Below are 13,854 nucleotides of genomic sequence, written 5' to 3' on the forward strand. Positions count from 1 at the left end.
TAGATCGGATAAAGGAAAGGCGGGAGGAAATGGCACTGAGCGAGGCGATACCGGGCGTGATCCTGGCCGGCGGCCTGTCGTCCCGCATGGGGCAGGACAAGGCGCGCATCCGGCTCGGCGGACTCTCGCTGATCGACCGCGCCGCCCGGCGGCTGCGCCCGCAGGTCTCCGCCCTCGCCGTCAATGCCAACGGCCCCGTGCTTTTCGCGGAAGGCGGGGAACTGCCGGTCTTCGCCGATCTCGACGCCTCCCGCTCCGGCCCGCTCGGCGGCGTGCTCGCCGCCCTCGACCATGCAAGGCGCTTCCATCCCGAAGCGAGCCACGTGGCGACCGTGCCGACGGACAGCCCTTTCTTCCCGGTCGATCTCGTCGCACGCCTCGCTGAGGCCGTCGACAGGCCGGAGCGCATCGTCGCCGCCAGCTCGGCAAGCGGCCCTCATCCGGTTTTCGCCCTCTGGCCCGTCGCGCTGATGGACGATCTTGCCGCCTGGCTGGCCGGCGGTGGCGCGCTTCGGGTGCGCAGCTACCTGGAGCGCCACCAGGCGCGGGAGGTCGCCTTCCCGGCGGTCGAGACCCCGCGCGGCGCCTTCGACCCCTTCTTCAACATCAATACGCCGGACGATCTCGATGCGGCGGAAAACTGGCTCTGGATACTGGAACGATGACGCGACCGAAAATCTTCGGCATTGCCGGCTGGAAGAATTCCGGCAAGACCGGCCTTGCCGTCCGCCTTGTGAGCGAACTCGTCGCCCGCGGCTACCGCGTCTCGACCATCAAGCACGCTCACCATGACTTCGACATCGACAAGGTCGGCGCCGACAGCTACCGCCACCGACAGGCCGGCGCCCATGAGGTCACCATCGTCTCCGGCACGCGCTATGCCATCATGCACGAGCTGCGCGGCGCGCCGGAACCCTCCTTCGAGGAGATCCTCGCCCGCCTCGCCCCCTGCGACCTCGTGCTGATCGAGGGCTACAAGCGCGAGCCGATCCCGAAGATCGAGGCACGCCGGCTGGACGCGGCCAACCGCACGCCGCTCGCCCCGGAAGATCCCCATATCGCCGCCATCGCCGCCGACCATCCGGTCCCGGATGCGGCGCTGCCCGTCTTCAACCTCGACGACACGAAGGCCATCGCCGATTTTGTCATCCGCCTCACCGGCCTTGCCTGACCGCCGGACATGAAAAAGGCCGCGGGATTTCTCCCGCGGCCTTCTCCGTTCATGCCTGCGATCAGTTCTGCGCGACCGGACGGACCAGCGTCGTGACGCGACGGATGGTGACGCGGCGGTTCTGCTGTTCTGCGGACTGGGTGCGAACCTTCAGGAAGCGTTCGCCATAGCCCTGCGTCTGCAGGTTTTCCGGCGGGATGCCATAGACGTCGGTGAGCAGGCTCGCGACGGATTCGGCGCGTTCGTCGGAGAGGATGAGGTTCGACTTGTCCGAACCCACCGCATCCGTATGGCCTTCGATGAGGAAGGTCTCGCCCGCATCCTTGTCCAGCACCTTCTGCATGGCGTCGGCGACCTTGCGCAAGGTACGGGCCTGCGACATCGGCACTTCGGCGCTGCCGGTGGCGAAGGTGATCGTATCGAGGTCGATACGGCGCACCTTGTCGCGCAGGCGGGCCGAGTGCTTCACCTCGTCGATCGTGTAGACGCGCTCGACGCGCTCGACCGGCGGCTCGGCGAGGAAGTCGTAATAGTCGCGGTCCGGATCGCTGGACGTGTCGATGATGTAGTCGCGAACCGGAATGCGCAGGCGCATCGGCGGCAGCTCGTAGCCGACATCGACGAAATCGGGCCGCGGCGCATCGTCGCCGAGGTCGGGCGCATAGACGAGGATGTGCTCGTCGCCGTCGCGGCCGATGCGCGAACGCTGGATGATGTCGCCGTAGCGGTTGTAGATCGTCACCAGCCGCACGCCGCCCGGACGCACGATGGTTTCACGGACACGGCCGCGCGCGAGGTTGTCGTAATAGACCTCTTCCGAATCGTGCCGCAGGCGTTCCCGGTCATCGCCACGCACGACGAGCTGGTTGCCGATCGACAGAACCATGCGGTTGTCGACCTTCTCCACCACGTTCACATGCGTGACATTGTTGTTCACCGTGTTGTTGTTGACGGTGTTGTTCACGACCGTGTTGTTGATCACGGTATTGTTGATGACATTGGTCGTCTGCGGGACTTCGAAGACAGGCGCGGCGTCGAGGCGCTCGCCCTTTTCCTTGATCGCGGCGTCGATTCGCTGCGGCAGGGCCTCACGCACCTCGTCCGAGATGGGAGCCTGAGCCGAGACGTCAGATTCCGGCATGGGAGCCGCCTCTTCCTCGGCACGCAGTTCCTCGCGCTTCTTGCGGCGCTGGTCGCGGCTCTTCTGGCCGCCGGCATTGTCGGCGTCCTTGTCGCTGTCCAGCACGGCGGCACCGTTTTCGACCGGCAGGACGACGGTTTCGTCGGTCTTGCTCGGATCAGCGGCGATTTCCTGCTTCTGCTCCTCGGAAAGGGTCTCGACGACGGCCGGGGCCTTCTTCTCGCCGGATGCCTCGCCGCCCTCGGCGGTGGCCGGCTGCTGTTCCGCGTCCATCGGCTGTTCGGCGGTCGAAGGCTGTCCTTCCGTTTCGGCAGGCGTGCCCTCGCCGGTCATCGCCGGCTGTTCCTCGGTCGGTTGCTGCCCTTCGGTCTGCTGCTGCTCCTGCTGGTGTCGCTTCTTGCCCTTGCGTTCCTTCTGCGAGGGCTGCTGCTCCTCGGCCGGCTGGGCGCTTTCCTCACCGGCCTTCTGCTCCTCGGCCTGACGCGGGGTGTCCGCATTCTGCTCCTCGGCGGGCTGCTGCTCCTCGGTCTGCTGCTGCTCCTGCTGCTGGTGCTTCTTGCCCTTGCGCTCCTTCTTCGAGCGCTGCTGCTCTTCTTCGGCAGGCTGAGCGCTTTCCTCGGCAGCGCGCTGCTGATCCTCAGCCTGGCGCTGGGTGTCCTCGCCGACCGCGTTCTGCTCCTCGGAAGGCTGCTGCTCTTCGCTCTGCTGCTCCTGCTGGTGCCGCTTCTTGCCCTTGCGCTCCTTCTGGGTGCGGGGCTGCTCTTCCTCGGCGGCCGGCTGGGCGCTTTCCTCGGCGGCCTTCTGCTCCTCGGCCTGACGCTGGGCTTCCTGTTCGGCCGCGCGCTGCTGATCCTCGGCAGCCTTCTGCTGTTCCTCGGCCTGACGCTGCTGTTCCTCGGCCTGACGCTGCTGCTCTTCAGCCTGACGCTGTTGCTCTTCGGCCTGGCGCTGTTGTTCCTCTGCCTGGCGCTGTTCCTCCTGCTGCTGCTTCAGCAGCAGTTCGTCCTCGCTCGGCTGGCCTTCATCGGAGCTTTCCTGAGCAACTTCGAAGGGCTTCGACAGGGCATCGGCCAGCGAGGGCGTGGCGATCAGCGATGCCGAAAGCAGCGGAAGCGCCACGGTTGCAAAAAGTCTTGAGCGAAAAGTCATCGTTCTGTCCTCACGGTGTCCCGTCTGTTGTTTCGAGAGCGACCGGCCGGCTTCTGCGGCCGGTCGGCAAATCGCCGTTTTCCTGAAAAGGCGTAATCAGAGGCGCCTGAATGCCCGCTGAACAACCTCCTGTTGACCGGCGAGATAGGTCGCGCCTTCCGCCGAACCAGAGGCGGGCGCAGAAATTGTCGGGGAAACGGGGCGGAATGACGGCGGAAAACCAGTTGATTTTTTGGCGAAAACGGGTCGATTATCCGGCCCAAGCGGGCAGCCCTGCCCGCTGGACTTAAGGCCCGGACAAAAAGAAGAACCCGAGCGCCTTCAACTGAGAGGATTAAAATGCGTATTTCCAAACGTTTCACGCTGGCAGCCTCCGCCGCCGTCATCGCGCTGTTCGCCTCGTCTTCCGCGATGGCGGAGGGCGGGAAGATCGTGATCGCCACGGAAGGCGCCTACCCGCCCTTCAACAATCTCGAATCCGACGGCACGCTGACCGGCTTCGACGTCGACATCGCCAAGGCCCTCTGCGAGGAGATGAAGGCGGACTGCACCTTCGTCACGCAGGACTGGGACGGCATGATCCCCGCGCTGATCGCAAAGAAGTTCGACGCGATCTTCGCCTCCATGTCGATCACCGACGAGCGCAAGGAGAAGGTCGACTTCTCCAAGAAGTACTACAACACGCCGCCGGCCATCGTCGTGCCGAAGGATTCCGACATCAAGGACGCCTCGGCCGAATCGCTTGCCGGCAAGACGCTCGGCGCACAGGGTTCCACGACCCACGCCAACTATGCCGAAGCGCATATGAAGGATGCCGAGCTCAAGCTCTACCCGACGGCTGACGAATACAAGCTCGACATCGCCAACGGCCGTATCGATGCGGCCATCGACGACGTCGTGATTCTCTCCGAATGGCTGAAGACCGAAGACGGCGCCTGCTGCAAGCTGCTCGGCACCCTGCCGGTCGATCCCGTCATCAACGGCAACGGCGTGGGCGCGGCCGTGCGCAAGGGCGATCCGCTCGCCGACAAGTTCACGGCGGCGATCGCCGCGATCCGCGCCAACGGCAAGTACCAGGAAATCAACGCCAAGTACTTCCCGTTCGACGTCTACGGTGAGTGATAGGCAACATCTTTCTCTTCATGCGGGTTTTTTCTGACCCCATCACGAGAATGCAGCGGCGGGAGGGCTTGCTCTCCTGCCGTATTTGTTTGAGAAGTCGAGGATAGACGGGGTTTCGCGACCGAAACGGCGTCGCTACGAACAAAAGACGGGGCGTGGAAAACGCCTTAAAGACAAGCGCAAAGCGCATCGGGGGATTTTGGCATGAGCGGGTTATTCACCGCCATTGTCGAGGCGGTATACGCGTTTTTCGGGATCATAGATCCTCTCTGCGGGCCGGTCGGCATCTTCAAACTGTTCGCGGGTAACACGCTGCTGGCATGCGGCGATGCCGGCTGGGGCGACGAGATCGCCTTCGGCTTCCTGGTTACCGGAGCGCTTGCCGTCGCCACCCTGCCCGTCGGTCTCGCCATGGGCTTCTTCATCGCGCTTGCCAAGCAGTCGGAAGAAAAGTCGCTGCGCCTCGCGGCAGACATCTACACCACGCTCTTCCGCGGCCTGCCGGAACTGCTGACGCTGTTCATCGTCTATTACGGCCTGCAGATCCTCGTGCAGAACCTCATGACCGCCATCGGTTATCAGGGCACGGTCGAGATCAACGCCTTCGCCGCCGGCATGGTGGCGCTCGGCGTCGTCTTCTCCGCCTATTGCTCGGAAGTGCTGCTCTCGGCCTTCAAGGCCATTCCGCGCGGCCAGTACGAGGCGGGCTATGCGCTCGGCCTGCATCACGGACGCACCATGCAACTCATCGTCCTGCCGCAGCTCATTCGCGTCGCCCTGCCCGGCCTCGGCAATCTCTGGATGGCGCTGCTCAAGGATACCGCCCTCGTCTCGGTCGTCGGCCTTCCCGATATCCTGCGCCAGACGAGCGTCGCCGCACGCGTGACCAAGCAGGCCTTCGAGTTCTACGCCATCGCCTGCCTGCTCTTCCTCATCCTCGCCTTCCTCTCCTCGCTGATCTTCTCGTGGATCGAGAGCTGGGCCAAGCGTTCGGAGGCCGCGCGATGAGCCACGTCACCACCCTCCTGCCGCCGCAGGCCCCGCCCCCGGCGCCGCCCAAGCCCTTCACCGCCGGCCGCTTCTTCGGCAACGTCTTCCTCGGCGTCTGGCTGGCGCTCACCGTCGGCATCTTCATGATGATGGTCGAGGGCTGGGATCCGGAGAAATTCACCAAATACGGCCCGAACTACATTTCCGGCCTCGGCGTGACGCTGCTGCTCGTCAGCCTTTCCATCGTGCTCGGCGGCCTGCTCTCGCTGCCCATCGCCTTCGCGCGCATGTCGAAGAACAAGGCCCTGTCCTGGCTGGCCTATGGCTATGTCTACTTTTTCCGCGGCACGCCGCTGCTGACGCAGCTCTTCCTCGTTTATTACGGCCTCGGCAGCTTCTCGGCCGAGCTGAAGGCCTGGGGGCTCTGGTGGTTCTTCCGCGATGCGTGGAACTGCGCGCTGCTGACCTTCACGCTCAACACCGCCGCCTACCAGGCCGAGATCCTGCGCGGGGCGATCGAGAGCGTCGCGCGCGGCCAGCACGAGGGCGCCGCCGCCCTCGGCCTGCCGAAGAAGGTCGCCTTCTTCAAGGTCATCCTGCCGCAGGCGCTCATCGTGGCGCTGCGCCCCTACGGCAACGAGATCATCCTGATGATCAAGGGCTCGGCCATCGTCGCCATCGTCACGGTCTTCGACCTGATGGGCGAGACCCGCCGCGCCTTCTCGCGCACCTTCGACTACCAGGCCTATCTCTGGGCAGCGCTGCTCTACCTCATCATCGTGGAGTTGCTGCGCAATGTCTGGGCCTGGCTGGAAGCCCGCCTGACGCGCCATCTCAAGCGTTGAACATCTTGGCAGCACTCGAAGAAGAGTGCTGCCAAGGTCCTGTTTTTACGGAATTATTCCCGTTACGGTGCAGATTTTAAGGTCCGGTTAATCATGCCGGCGCACACTCATAAGGACCATCATTCGCAAGCAATGAGGTCCGTTATGACCGACGACATGGCACTGCAACTCAGGGGCTACGGCATGACCACGGCCCAGATTCTCTACCGCATGCCGGACCACCGGCAGTTCCTGCAAACCTACATCTGGCAGCACTACGATCTCGCCCCGGATTTCCCGGAGATGAAGAGCTTCCTGAAATTCTGGCAGGAGAAGCTGGACGGCCCCATCCACTCCGTCAGCTACGTCCACCGCCGCCTGATCTCGGCGACGGAATGGCGCGCGCTGAAGGGAGAATTCGTCATCAACTGACGCCGGCTCCGCTCAGACATGCACCGAGCCGTGCGCCAGCTCGCTGTCGGACATGTCCACCTTGAGCGAGAAATAGGCGATGGCGACGTAGAAGATCAGCACCAGCGCGATCACCACGCTGCCGGGCACCGGCCCGAGCGCCGCATTGCCCACCACATGCTCGACGGCGAGCGACATGTCCCGACCCGCCGTCGCCGGCCGCTGCAAAGCCGAGGACGAGATCTTCAGCCCCCAGGCAAGCAGCAGGATGAGATACATCCAGCAATAGTTGCGCCGCAGCCGCCGACAGGCGGCATCCCGGTAGCTGATCAGGAATTCCGGCTTGCGCAGGCTTTTAGCGATGGGCGCCGCCCAATCGAGAGCGAGCTGGTCGCGCGGATTGAGGATTTCAGCGAAATAGAACCGCTCGAGCTGACGCACCCGCGCCCGGTAGACGTCGAAGAAGCGGTAGCGCCGCGCCTCGATGAGGAGCAGCAGCGTCACCAGCAGCATGGCGAAGAGCAGCACGCCGTGATGCGCGTTGGGCGTCGACAGCGACACCGAAAGCAGCGCCGCGACCACCGTGATCGCCCAGTTCGAGGTCCGGTCGATGCGGTCGCGCCAGCCGGCCATACGGCCGAGCTCGCCACGGTAGTAGTGCACCATGGTGTTGATCGTCTCCATCGGCGTCGACGGCAGGCCCGGACTGGCGGAACGCTTGGCATCGGTGGAGAGCGACGTGAGGGGCATATCGGCGGGCATGTCATTCCTCCCAATGGTCTTTTTGGTCTTGGGAGCGATCATGCGCCTCTTTCGTTGATTGATAAATGCTTATTTGCCCGCGCATCCTTCATTGCCAAAGCCCGCACCGGACCGTAAGAGACGCCGCATGAAAAAGATCGACGAAGACGCGCTCGCGGAAGCCTATAACCGCGCCCTTTCGCTGGAGAAGTCCGGCGATTTCGACGCCGCCGCGAAGGCCTATGCCGAGGTGCTGGCGCTCGACCCGGAAGACCATGGCGGAGCGGCCGTGCGCCTTGCCTCGATGGGCCGCGGCGATACGCCCGAAAAGGCGCCCGACGCCTATGTCACCACGCTCTTCGACCAGCATGCCGAGGTCTTCGACAACGTCCTCGTCGACCAACTCGGCTATTGCGTGCCGCTCCTCGTGCGCCAGCGCTTCCAGGCGCTAGGGCTCGGACCGTTCAAGCGCGTCCTGGATCTCGGCTGCGGCACGGGCCTCACCGGCGGGGCGCTGCGCGACATGGCCGAGGACATAACCGGCGTCGACCTCTCGGAGAACATGGTCGAGGTCGCCCACGACAAGGACCTCTACGAGACGCTCTACGTCGCCGAGGCCGTTGATTTCCTCGATGACAACGAGGACGAGCCCTTCGATCTCATCACCGCGACCGACGTGCTGCCCTATCTCGGCGCGCTGGAGCCACTGTTCTTCGGCGCCGCCGAGAATCTCGTGCCGGGCGGCCATTTCATCTTCTCCTCCGAGACGTTGCCCGACGACACCTTCGCCGGCCGTCCCTTCATGGTCGGCCCGCACCAGCGCTTCGCCCATTCCGCCGGCTATGTCCGCCAGCGCCTCGACGAAACCGGCTTCGACCTCGTCGAGATCACGGACATCACCGTGCGCATGGAGGAAGGCGAGCCCATTGCCGGCCATCTGGTGCTGGCGAAATATCGCGGCTGACCGCAAGGTTTTCGCGGATGATGGATCCTCGGGTAGAGCCCGAGGATCCATCCACGCCCGCACCATCACCTTTTGCGAGAAACACTTTCGCCGAAATCGATCATCCGCTACACCACCTGCCAGCAATTGCAGGAGGTTACGACATGGCAAAGGTTGCATTCATCGGTCTCGGCGTCATGGGCTATCCCATGGCAGGCCATCTGAAGGTCAAGGGAGGCCATGAGGTGGCGGTCTACAACCGCACTTTCGCCAAGGCGGAGAAATGGGCGGCCGAGTTCGGCGGCAAGGCGTTTCGCACGCCGGCGGAAGCGGCGAAGGACGCCGATTTCGTCTTCACCTGCGTCGGCAACGACGACGACCTGCGCTCGGTGACGATCAGCAAGGACGGCGTCCTCGAAGGCATGAAGCCGGGCGCGATCCTCATCGACAACACCACTGCCTCCGCCGAAGTCGCCCGTGAGCTCGACGCCGCCGCGAAGGAAAAGGACTGCGGCTTCATCGACGCCCCCGTCTCCGGCGGCCAGGCCGGCGCGGAGAACGGCGTGCTCACCGTCATGTGCGGCGGCGACGAGGCGACCTTCGAAAAGGCCCGGCCCGTCATCGACGCCTATGCCCGCATGGTCGGCCTGATGGGCCCGGCCGGCGCCGGCCAGCTCACCAAGATGATCAACCAGATCTGCATCGCCGGCCTCGTGCAGAGTCTGGCCGAGGGCATCCATTTCGGCAAGAAGGCCGGCCTCGACATCGAGAAGGTCGTGGAGGTGATCTCCAAGGGCGCCGCCGGCTCCTGGCAGATGGAGAACCGCCACAAGACGATGAATGCCGGCAAATACGATTTCGGCTTCGCCATCGACTGGATGCGCAAGGATCTCGACATCGTGCTGTCCGAAGCCCGCCGCAACGGCGCCAAGCTGCCCGTCACGGCCCTCGTCGACCAGTTCTACGGCGACGTGCAGGACATGGGCGGCAACCGCTGGGACACGTCCTCCCTGCTGGCGCGGCTCGAAAGGAAATAGGGTGCTGCGCCGCGCAGCCCTCGTCGCTTTGGCCGCCCTCGCCCTCTCCGCACCGGCGAGGGCCGAGGACGCGACGGCGGCGCTGGCCACGACGCTGCACCGGCAGATCGCCCGGTGCTGGTCGCTCCCGGCCGATACGCCGGTCGATGCTACGGTGCGCGTGAAGGTCTCGCTGACCGAATCCGGTGAACTCGACGGATCGCCGACGATCGACGGCCCCGTCGCCGGCGATCCGGCGACGAAGGCTTTTGCCGCGAGCGCGGTGCGCGCCGTCGTCCGCTGCGCGCCCTTCAAGGGATTGGCCGAGCTTGCGCCCTATGCGACGTGGAAGACGCTTCTCGTCACCTTCAGGCCGCCGGACGACCTGTGAGCGATGCCTATTCCTCGCCGCTCTTCTGGTTGTCCACGGCCATGTAGTCGAGCGGAAGCTCGGTCGTGTATTTGATCTGCTCCATCGCGAAGGCGGAGGAGACATCGCGGATCTCGATGCGAGCGATCATGCGCTTGTAGAAGGCGTCATAGGCCGCGATGTCGGGCACGACGACGCGCAGGAGGTAATCCACCTCGCCGCTCATGCGATAGAACTCGACGACTTCCGGAAACTCGACGATCACCTCGGAGAAGCGCTTCAGCCATTCCGTCGAATGCGAATTGGTGCGGATCGAGACGAAGACGGTGACCTTGGTGTTGATCTTGACGGGATCGAGCAGCGCGACGCGCTTGCGGATCACGCCGTCCTCTTCCATCTTCTGGATGCGCCGCCAGCAGGGCGTGGTGGAAAGCCCCACCTTCTTGGCGAGGTCCGCCACCGCGAGCGTGGAATCTTCCTGTAGCAGGCGCAGGATCTTGCGGTCCAGACGGTCCATTGTGTCCCCCTATGAAAATTAATTCCCTCATACACCCAAATCAGGCCGGATGGGAAGAATTACATTTCACCCAGCCAGCGTTTTCACACGCTTTCGCAGCTCGGGCAGCACCTCTTCCTCGAACCAGGGATTGCGCTTGAGCCATGCCGTGTTGCGCCAGCTCGGATGCGGCAGCGGCAGCACCGCCGGGCCCGTGTTGCGGTGGCGATGCCGGCGCCAGTCGCGCACCGTCTCCGTCATGCTGGCGGCCTTCGCCGCGCCGAGATGCCAGGACTGCGCATACTGGCCGATCGCCAGCACCAGCTCGACCTGCGGCATGGCCGCCATCGCACGCGAGCGCCACAGCGGCGCGCATTCCCGCCGCGGCGGCAGGTCGCTGCCATGGGCATCGTAGCCCGGAAAGCAGAAGCCCATCGGCACGATGGCGAATTTCCGCGGATCGTAGAAATCCTCGCGGGTGACGTCCATCCAGGCGCGCAGCCGGTCGCCCGATGCGTCGTTGAACGGCAGGCCGCTTTCGTGCACCCGCAGCCCCGGCGCCTGCCCGGCGATCAGGATGCGGGCGCTTTCGGAAAGCACCGCGACCGGCCGCGGCTCGTGCGGCAGCGGATTGCCGGCCTTCGCGGGCGCGTCGCGACAGAGCCGGCAGGCCGCAATGGCGGCGGCAAGCGCCACCAGATCGCGTTCCCGTCCGTCCGCGTCCATCAGTTCAGTCCCAATGCTTCCAGAATATCGCCGAACAGGCCGGGCTCCGCCATATGCCGTCCCTCCTGCGGCCGGCCATTCATCCGCCGCCATTCCTGCGGAACGTCGAACTGCGAGCCCCAGAGCCCCTTGCGCTCAGCCTTGGCGAGCCGCTCCTCGCCCTCATAACCACCATAGGCGACGGCAAGCCCCTCCCGCACCATGCGCTCGCCGAGATCGGCGCCATCGGCGCCGGTGCAGCGCGCCAGCCATCGCTCGTACTTGTCCGTGGCCTGCGTGCGGCAGGTGATCGGCCCGGCGCGCAGCATCTCCGCCATGCGCGAGCGCGCGGCGACGCCACAGCGCCATTCCGCGCCGTCCCTTTTGCACATCTGCATGAGCTCCGGCGCATCGAAACCGAGGAGGCGGATGCGGTGGCCCTCCAGCGTCAGCGTGTCGCCGTCCGCCGCCCGCGCCGTGCCGGTGATCGTCCCGCCGCTCTCGCCGCCGACCCGCAAGACGATCAGCGCCGTCAGCGCCAGAAACGCAACCGCCACGCCGACATCGCGTCCCCGCCTGGAAAGTCCCATGGACCGTATTCCTATCCTTGATTCCCGACATCGGTCCTATGCCGGAACATGGCCGAACGCATGTCACGGAAAATGCCGAAATGGTTCGCAAATGGTTTATGCGCGGCAGCATCTTCTTAAGGATTCCACCCTAGAATTCAATGCTGTCCGCAACAGTTGCAACCGTGATGAGTACCGGCGTCAGTACCTCGACCGACAAGATCATCGTCGACAAGTCGCGCAGCCATCGTAACAAGGCTGTCTCGCGGGCTGTCCGCGCGACTCGCGAGCGGTTGCAGACGGCAACGGGCAATTCGCCAGGCTTCGACCGCGAGATGATGCAGCTCCACATCAGCGCGACCGTGCAGGGCGCGCTTGCCATCCCGGTCGTCGTGGTGCTGATCGCGGCCGGCGGCATCTATCTCACGCAGGAGATCGGCCTTCTCGCCTGGGCCGTGCTGGCGCTCAGCGTCCACGCCATCGGCATGCTCGTCGCGCGCCGCGCACGCCGGCACGACATCACCGGCGAGAACGTGCGCCGCTGGCAGCGCCGCTTCCTTCTCGCGCAGGTCCTCATGGGCCTTGCCTGGGCGACCTTCGCGCTCCAGACCTGCGGACGCTGCTCCGGCGTCGCCTTCGATTTCTACAAGGGCTCCTCGCTGCTGGTGGCGCTCGCCGTCACCGCCATGAGCACGCTCATGCTGCGCCATGCGATCCTGTGCGCCTTCATGCCCACGATCATCGCGCTGTCGGCCTCCTCGCTGCTGCGCCCCGATCCCTCGACCGTCGGCATGACGGCCATCGTCGCCGCCGCCCTCGCCTTCCTCGTCTTCATGACGCACCGCCTGCGCCACACCAGCGCGCAGCTCCTCTCCTCGCAATCGGAGAAGGACGACCTGATCGCCGAGCTGGAGGTCGCCAAATCCATGTCCGACGAGGCGCGCCGCCGCGCCGAGGAGGCGAACCTTGCGAAATCCCGCTTCCTCGCCTCCATGTCGCACGAGCTGCGCACCCCGCTCAACGCCATCCTCGGCTTCTCCGAGGTCATGTCGACGGAAGTGCTCGGGCCGCTCAACAACCCGGTCTACAAGGAATACACGTCCGACATCCACCGCTCCGGCCAGCACCTGCTCAACCTCATCAACGAGATCCTCGACCTCTCGCGCATCGAGGCGGGCAAGTACGATCTCGCGGAGGATTCGGTGGCGCTCGTCGATATCGCCGAGGATTGCATCGGCATGGTGCAGCTGCGCGCCCGCGCCAAGAACATCACCATCTCCGAGCAGGTCGAGAGCGGCATGCCGGCGGTCTGGGCGGACGAGAAGGCGCTGCGCCAGGTCATCCTGAACCTCCTGTCAAACGCCGTGAAGTTCACGCCGCAGGGCGGCGAAGTCGTCGTCAAGGCCGGCTGGACGGCCGGCGGCGGCCAGTATGTCTCCATCAGGGACAACGGCCCCGGCATCCCGGAAGACGAGATCCCCGTGGTCCTCTCCGCCTTCGGCCAGGGCTCCATCGCCATCAAGAGCGCCGAACAGGGCACCGGCCTCGGCCTGCCCATCGTCCAGGCGATCCTCGCCAAGCACAACGGCGAATTCATCCTGAAATCTAAGCTGCGCGAGGGCACCGAGGCCATCGCCATCCTGCCCGCCAAGCGCGTCCTCCAGAGCCTGCCCGCCGTCAGCGAGACCCAGCCCGTCACCCCCCGCAGGAAGAGCTTCGCCTGAGGCGTCGGCCAGGTTCAGATGAACTGGGACACCACCACATACCCGGCATAGCCGGCATTGGCGATGATGAGGCAGAAGACGGCGAAGGAGCCGAGATCCTTCGAATGCTTGCCCATCTCGGAAATCTCCGGCGATACCCGGTCGACGATCTCCTCGATGGCGGTGTTGAGCGCCTCGAAGGCGACCATCAGCAGGAAGAGGATCGCCATCGCGACATACTGGAAGAACGACGCGCCGACGAAGGCGAAGATCGCCATGGCGACGCCGAAGGCGATCAGCTCGTGCCGGAAGGCCGATTCGCCGAGCAGGCGGCGCGCGCCGGCCGCCGAATAGCTTGCCGCCGCGAACAGGTGGCTGATGCCCGTCTTCTTCTCGATTGGTGCCTGACCCATTCCGATATCCCGCTCTCACCGTGCCTGCAGCATGCCCTTGGGACGGGCATGCGCGGCTCTCAATTCACGCCATTGGGGCTTTTTGCCGGC

At 64.9% G+C, this 13,854-nt stretch carries 16 protein-coding genes; 10 read left to right on the plus strand and 6 right to left on the minus strand.

The features are described 5' to 3' along the window. Nucleotides 1-29 precede the first annotated feature (29 nt). Both mobA and mobB read left to right on the plus strand, forming a co-directional pair. Nucleotides 30-665, plus strand: coding sequence for a molybdenum cofactor guanylyltransferase MobA (gene mobA / locus ACZ48C_RS08605; RefSeq protein ID WP_464782746.1), 636 nt, complete (start codon nt 30-32; stop codon nt 663-665). Next, nucleotides 662-1,171 (plus strand): molybdopterin-guanine dinucleotide biosynthesis protein B, encoded by a 510-nt coding sequence (gene mobB, locus ACZ48C_RS08610; RefSeq protein ID WP_318912158.1) that lies wholly within the window; start codon nt 662-664, stop codon nt 1,169-1,171. Before mobA ends, mobB begins: the two co-directional genes overlap by 4 nt. A 61-nt stretch (nt 1,172-1,232) precedes the next feature. Here the strand turns inward: mobB and ACZ48C_RS08615 are convergent, their stop codons facing one another. After that, entirely contained in the window at nt 1,233-3,461 is a 2,229-nt protein-coding gene (locus tag ACZ48C_RS08615) for an OmpA family protein (protein WP_464782747.1), read from the minus strand. 339 nt (nt 3,462-3,800) lie between these two features. Between ACZ48C_RS08615 and ACZ48C_RS08620 the strand changes: the two genes are divergently transcribed. From ACZ48C_RS08620 to ACZ48C_RS08635, 4 genes are all read left to right on the plus strand, one after another. Next, on the plus strand, nt 3,801-4,583 hold the full coding sequence (locus ACZ48C_RS08620; protein WP_464782748.1) for an ABC transporter substrate-binding protein: 783 nt from the start codon (nt 3,801-3,803) through the stop codon (nt 4,581-4,583). 204 nt (nt 4,584-4,787) lie between these two features. Further along, nucleotides 4,788-5,591, plus strand: coding sequence for an ABC transporter permease (locus tag ACZ48C_RS08625; protein ID WP_464782749.1), 804 nt, complete (start codon nt 4,788-4,790; stop codon nt 5,589-5,591). Beyond that, nucleotides 5,588-6,418, plus strand: coding sequence for an ABC transporter permease (locus ACZ48C_RS08630; RefSeq protein ID WP_318912163.1), 831 nt, complete (start codon nt 5,588-5,590; stop codon nt 6,416-6,418). The genes ACZ48C_RS08625 and ACZ48C_RS08630 overlap by 4 nt, the downstream gene beginning before the upstream one ends. A 144-nt stretch (nt 6,419-6,562) precedes the next feature. After that, entirely contained in the window at nt 6,563-6,829 is a 267-nt protein-coding gene (locus tag ACZ48C_RS08635) for an usg protein (RefSeq protein ID WP_119256170.1), read from the plus strand. 12 nt (nt 6,830-6,841) lie between these two features. Here ACZ48C_RS08635 and ACZ48C_RS08640 read toward each other — a convergent pair whose 3' ends face one another. Next, nucleotides 6,842-7,570 (minus strand): DUF2270 domain-containing protein, encoded by a 729-nt coding sequence (locus ACZ48C_RS08640; RefSeq protein ID WP_424548699.1) that lies wholly within the window; start codon nt 7,568-7,570, stop codon nt 6,842-6,844. Nucleotides 7,571-7,697: 127 nt separating this feature from the next. Here ACZ48C_RS08640 and ACZ48C_RS08645 point away from each other — a divergent pair, with 127 nt between their 5' ends. The 3 genes from ACZ48C_RS08645 (at nt 7,698) to ACZ48C_RS08655 (ending at nt 9,899) form a co-directional block, all read left to right on the plus strand. Next, nucleotides 7,698-8,513, plus strand: a complete 816-nt coding sequence (locus ACZ48C_RS08645) for a methyltransferase (RefSeq protein WP_464780845.1) — start codon at nt 7,698-7,700, stop codon at nt 8,511-8,513. 143 nt (nt 8,514-8,656) lie between these two features. After that, on the plus strand, nt 8,657-9,529 hold the full coding sequence (locus ACZ48C_RS08650; protein WP_464780846.1) for an NAD(P)-dependent oxidoreductase: 873 nt from the start codon (nt 8,657-8,659) through the stop codon (nt 9,527-9,529). Nucleotide 9,530: 1 nt separating this feature from the next. Next, a complete protein-coding gene (locus ACZ48C_RS08655; RefSeq protein ID WP_464780847.1) occupies nt 9,531-9,899 on the plus strand; it encodes a hypothetical protein in 369 nt (122 codons plus the stop codon). A 7-nt stretch (nt 9,900-9,906) separates the two neighbouring features. Here the strand turns inward: ACZ48C_RS08655 and ACZ48C_RS08660 are convergent, their stop codons facing one another. The 3 genes from ACZ48C_RS08660 to ACZ48C_RS08670 form a co-directional block, all read right to left on the minus strand. Further along, on the minus strand, nt 9,907-10,395 hold the full coding sequence (locus ACZ48C_RS08660) for an Lrp/AsnC family transcriptional regulator (RefSeq protein ID WP_119256165.1): 489 nt from the start codon (nt 10,393-10,395) through the stop codon (nt 9,907-9,909). 66 nt (nt 10,396-10,461) lie between these two features. Further along, nucleotides 10,462-11,100 carry a uracil-DNA glycosylase family protein gene (locus ACZ48C_RS08665; RefSeq protein WP_464780848.1) on the minus strand — a complete coding sequence of 213 codons (639 nt, stop codon included), beginning with the start codon at nt 11,098-11,100 and terminating at the stop codon, nt 10,462-10,464. Next, nucleotides 11,100-11,669: a thermonuclease family protein gene (locus ACZ48C_RS08670; protein WP_162911330.1), complete on the minus strand. Its 570-nt coding sequence runs from the start codon at nt 11,667-11,669 to the stop codon at nt 11,100-11,102. The genes ACZ48C_RS08665 and ACZ48C_RS08670 overlap by 1 nt, the downstream gene beginning before the upstream one ends. Before the next feature lie 167 nt (nt 11,670-11,836). Between ACZ48C_RS08670 and ACZ48C_RS08675 the strand changes: the two genes are divergently transcribed. Beyond that, nucleotides 11,837-13,372 carry a sensor histidine kinase gene (locus ACZ48C_RS08675; protein WP_464780849.1) on the plus strand — a complete coding sequence of 512 codons (1,536 nt, stop codon included), beginning with the start codon at nt 11,837-11,839 and terminating at the stop codon, nt 13,370-13,372. Between the two features lie 14 nt (nt 13,373-13,386). On the opposite strand, the gene ACZ48C_RS08680 is transcribed toward ACZ48C_RS08675, so the two are convergent. Beyond that, nucleotides 13,387-13,764, minus strand: a complete 378-nt coding sequence (locus tag ACZ48C_RS08680; protein WP_119256161.1) for a diacylglycerol kinase — start codon at nt 13,762-13,764, stop codon at nt 13,387-13,389. Nucleotides 13,765-13,854 lie beyond the last annotated feature (90 nt).

Source organism: Shinella sp. 1A1 (assembly GCF_055379515.1).

Bases quoted from the DNA above. Each gene is read 5' to 3' on its own strand.
- mobA (WP_464782746.1), top strand. From the start codon at position 30: ATGGCACTGAGCGAGGCGATACCGGGCGTGATCCTGGCCGGCGGCCTG.
- mobB (WP_318912158.1), top strand. From the start codon at position 662: ATGACGCGACCGAAAATCTTCGGCATTGCCGGCTGGAAGAATTCCGGC.
- ACZ48C_RS08615 (WP_464782747.1), bottom strand. From the start codon at position 3,461: ATGACTTTTCGCTCAAGACTTTTTGCAACCGTGGCGCTTCCGCTGCTT.
- ACZ48C_RS08620 (WP_464782748.1), top strand. From the start codon at position 3,801: ATGCGTATTTCCAAACGTTTCACGCTGGCAGCCTCCGCCGCCGTCATC.
- ACZ48C_RS08625 (WP_464782749.1), top strand. From the start codon at position 4,788: ATGAGCGGGTTATTCACCGCCATTGTCGAGGCGGTATACGCGTTTTTC.
- ACZ48C_RS08630 (WP_318912163.1), top strand. From the start codon at position 5,588: ATGAGCCACGTCACCACCCTCCTGCCGCCGCAGGCCCCGCCCCCGGCG.
- ACZ48C_RS08635 (WP_119256170.1), top strand. From the start codon at position 6,563: ATGACCGACGACATGGCACTGCAACTCAGGGGCTACGGCATGACCACG.
- ACZ48C_RS08640 (WP_424548699.1), bottom strand. From the start codon at position 7,570: ATGCCCGCCGATATGCCCCTCACGTCGCTCTCCACCGATGCCAAGCGT.
- ACZ48C_RS08645 (WP_464780845.1), top strand. From the start codon at position 7,698: ATGAAAAAGATCGACGAAGACGCGCTCGCGGAAGCCTATAACCGCGCC.
- ACZ48C_RS08650 (WP_464780846.1), top strand. From the start codon at position 8,657: ATGGCAAAGGTTGCATTCATCGGTCTCGGCGTCATGGGCTATCCCATG.
- ACZ48C_RS08660 (WP_119256165.1), bottom strand. From the start codon at position 10,395: ATGGACCGTCTGGACCGCAAGATCCTGCGCCTGCTACAGGAAGATTCC.
- ACZ48C_RS08665 (WP_464780848.1), bottom strand. From the start codon at position 11,100: ATGGACGCGGACGGACGGGAACGCGATCTGGTGGCGCTTGCCGCCGCC.
- ACZ48C_RS08670 (WP_162911330.1), bottom strand. From the start codon at position 11,669: ATGGGACTTTCCAGGCGGGGACGCGATGTCGGCGTGGCGGTTGCGTTT.
- ACZ48C_RS08675 (WP_464780849.1), top strand. From the start codon at position 11,837: ATGAGTACCGGCGTCAGTACCTCGACCGACAAGATCATCGTCGACAAG.
- ACZ48C_RS08680 (WP_119256161.1), bottom strand. From the start codon at position 13,764: ATGGGTCAGGCACCAATCGAGAAGAAGACGGGCATCAGCCACCTGTTC.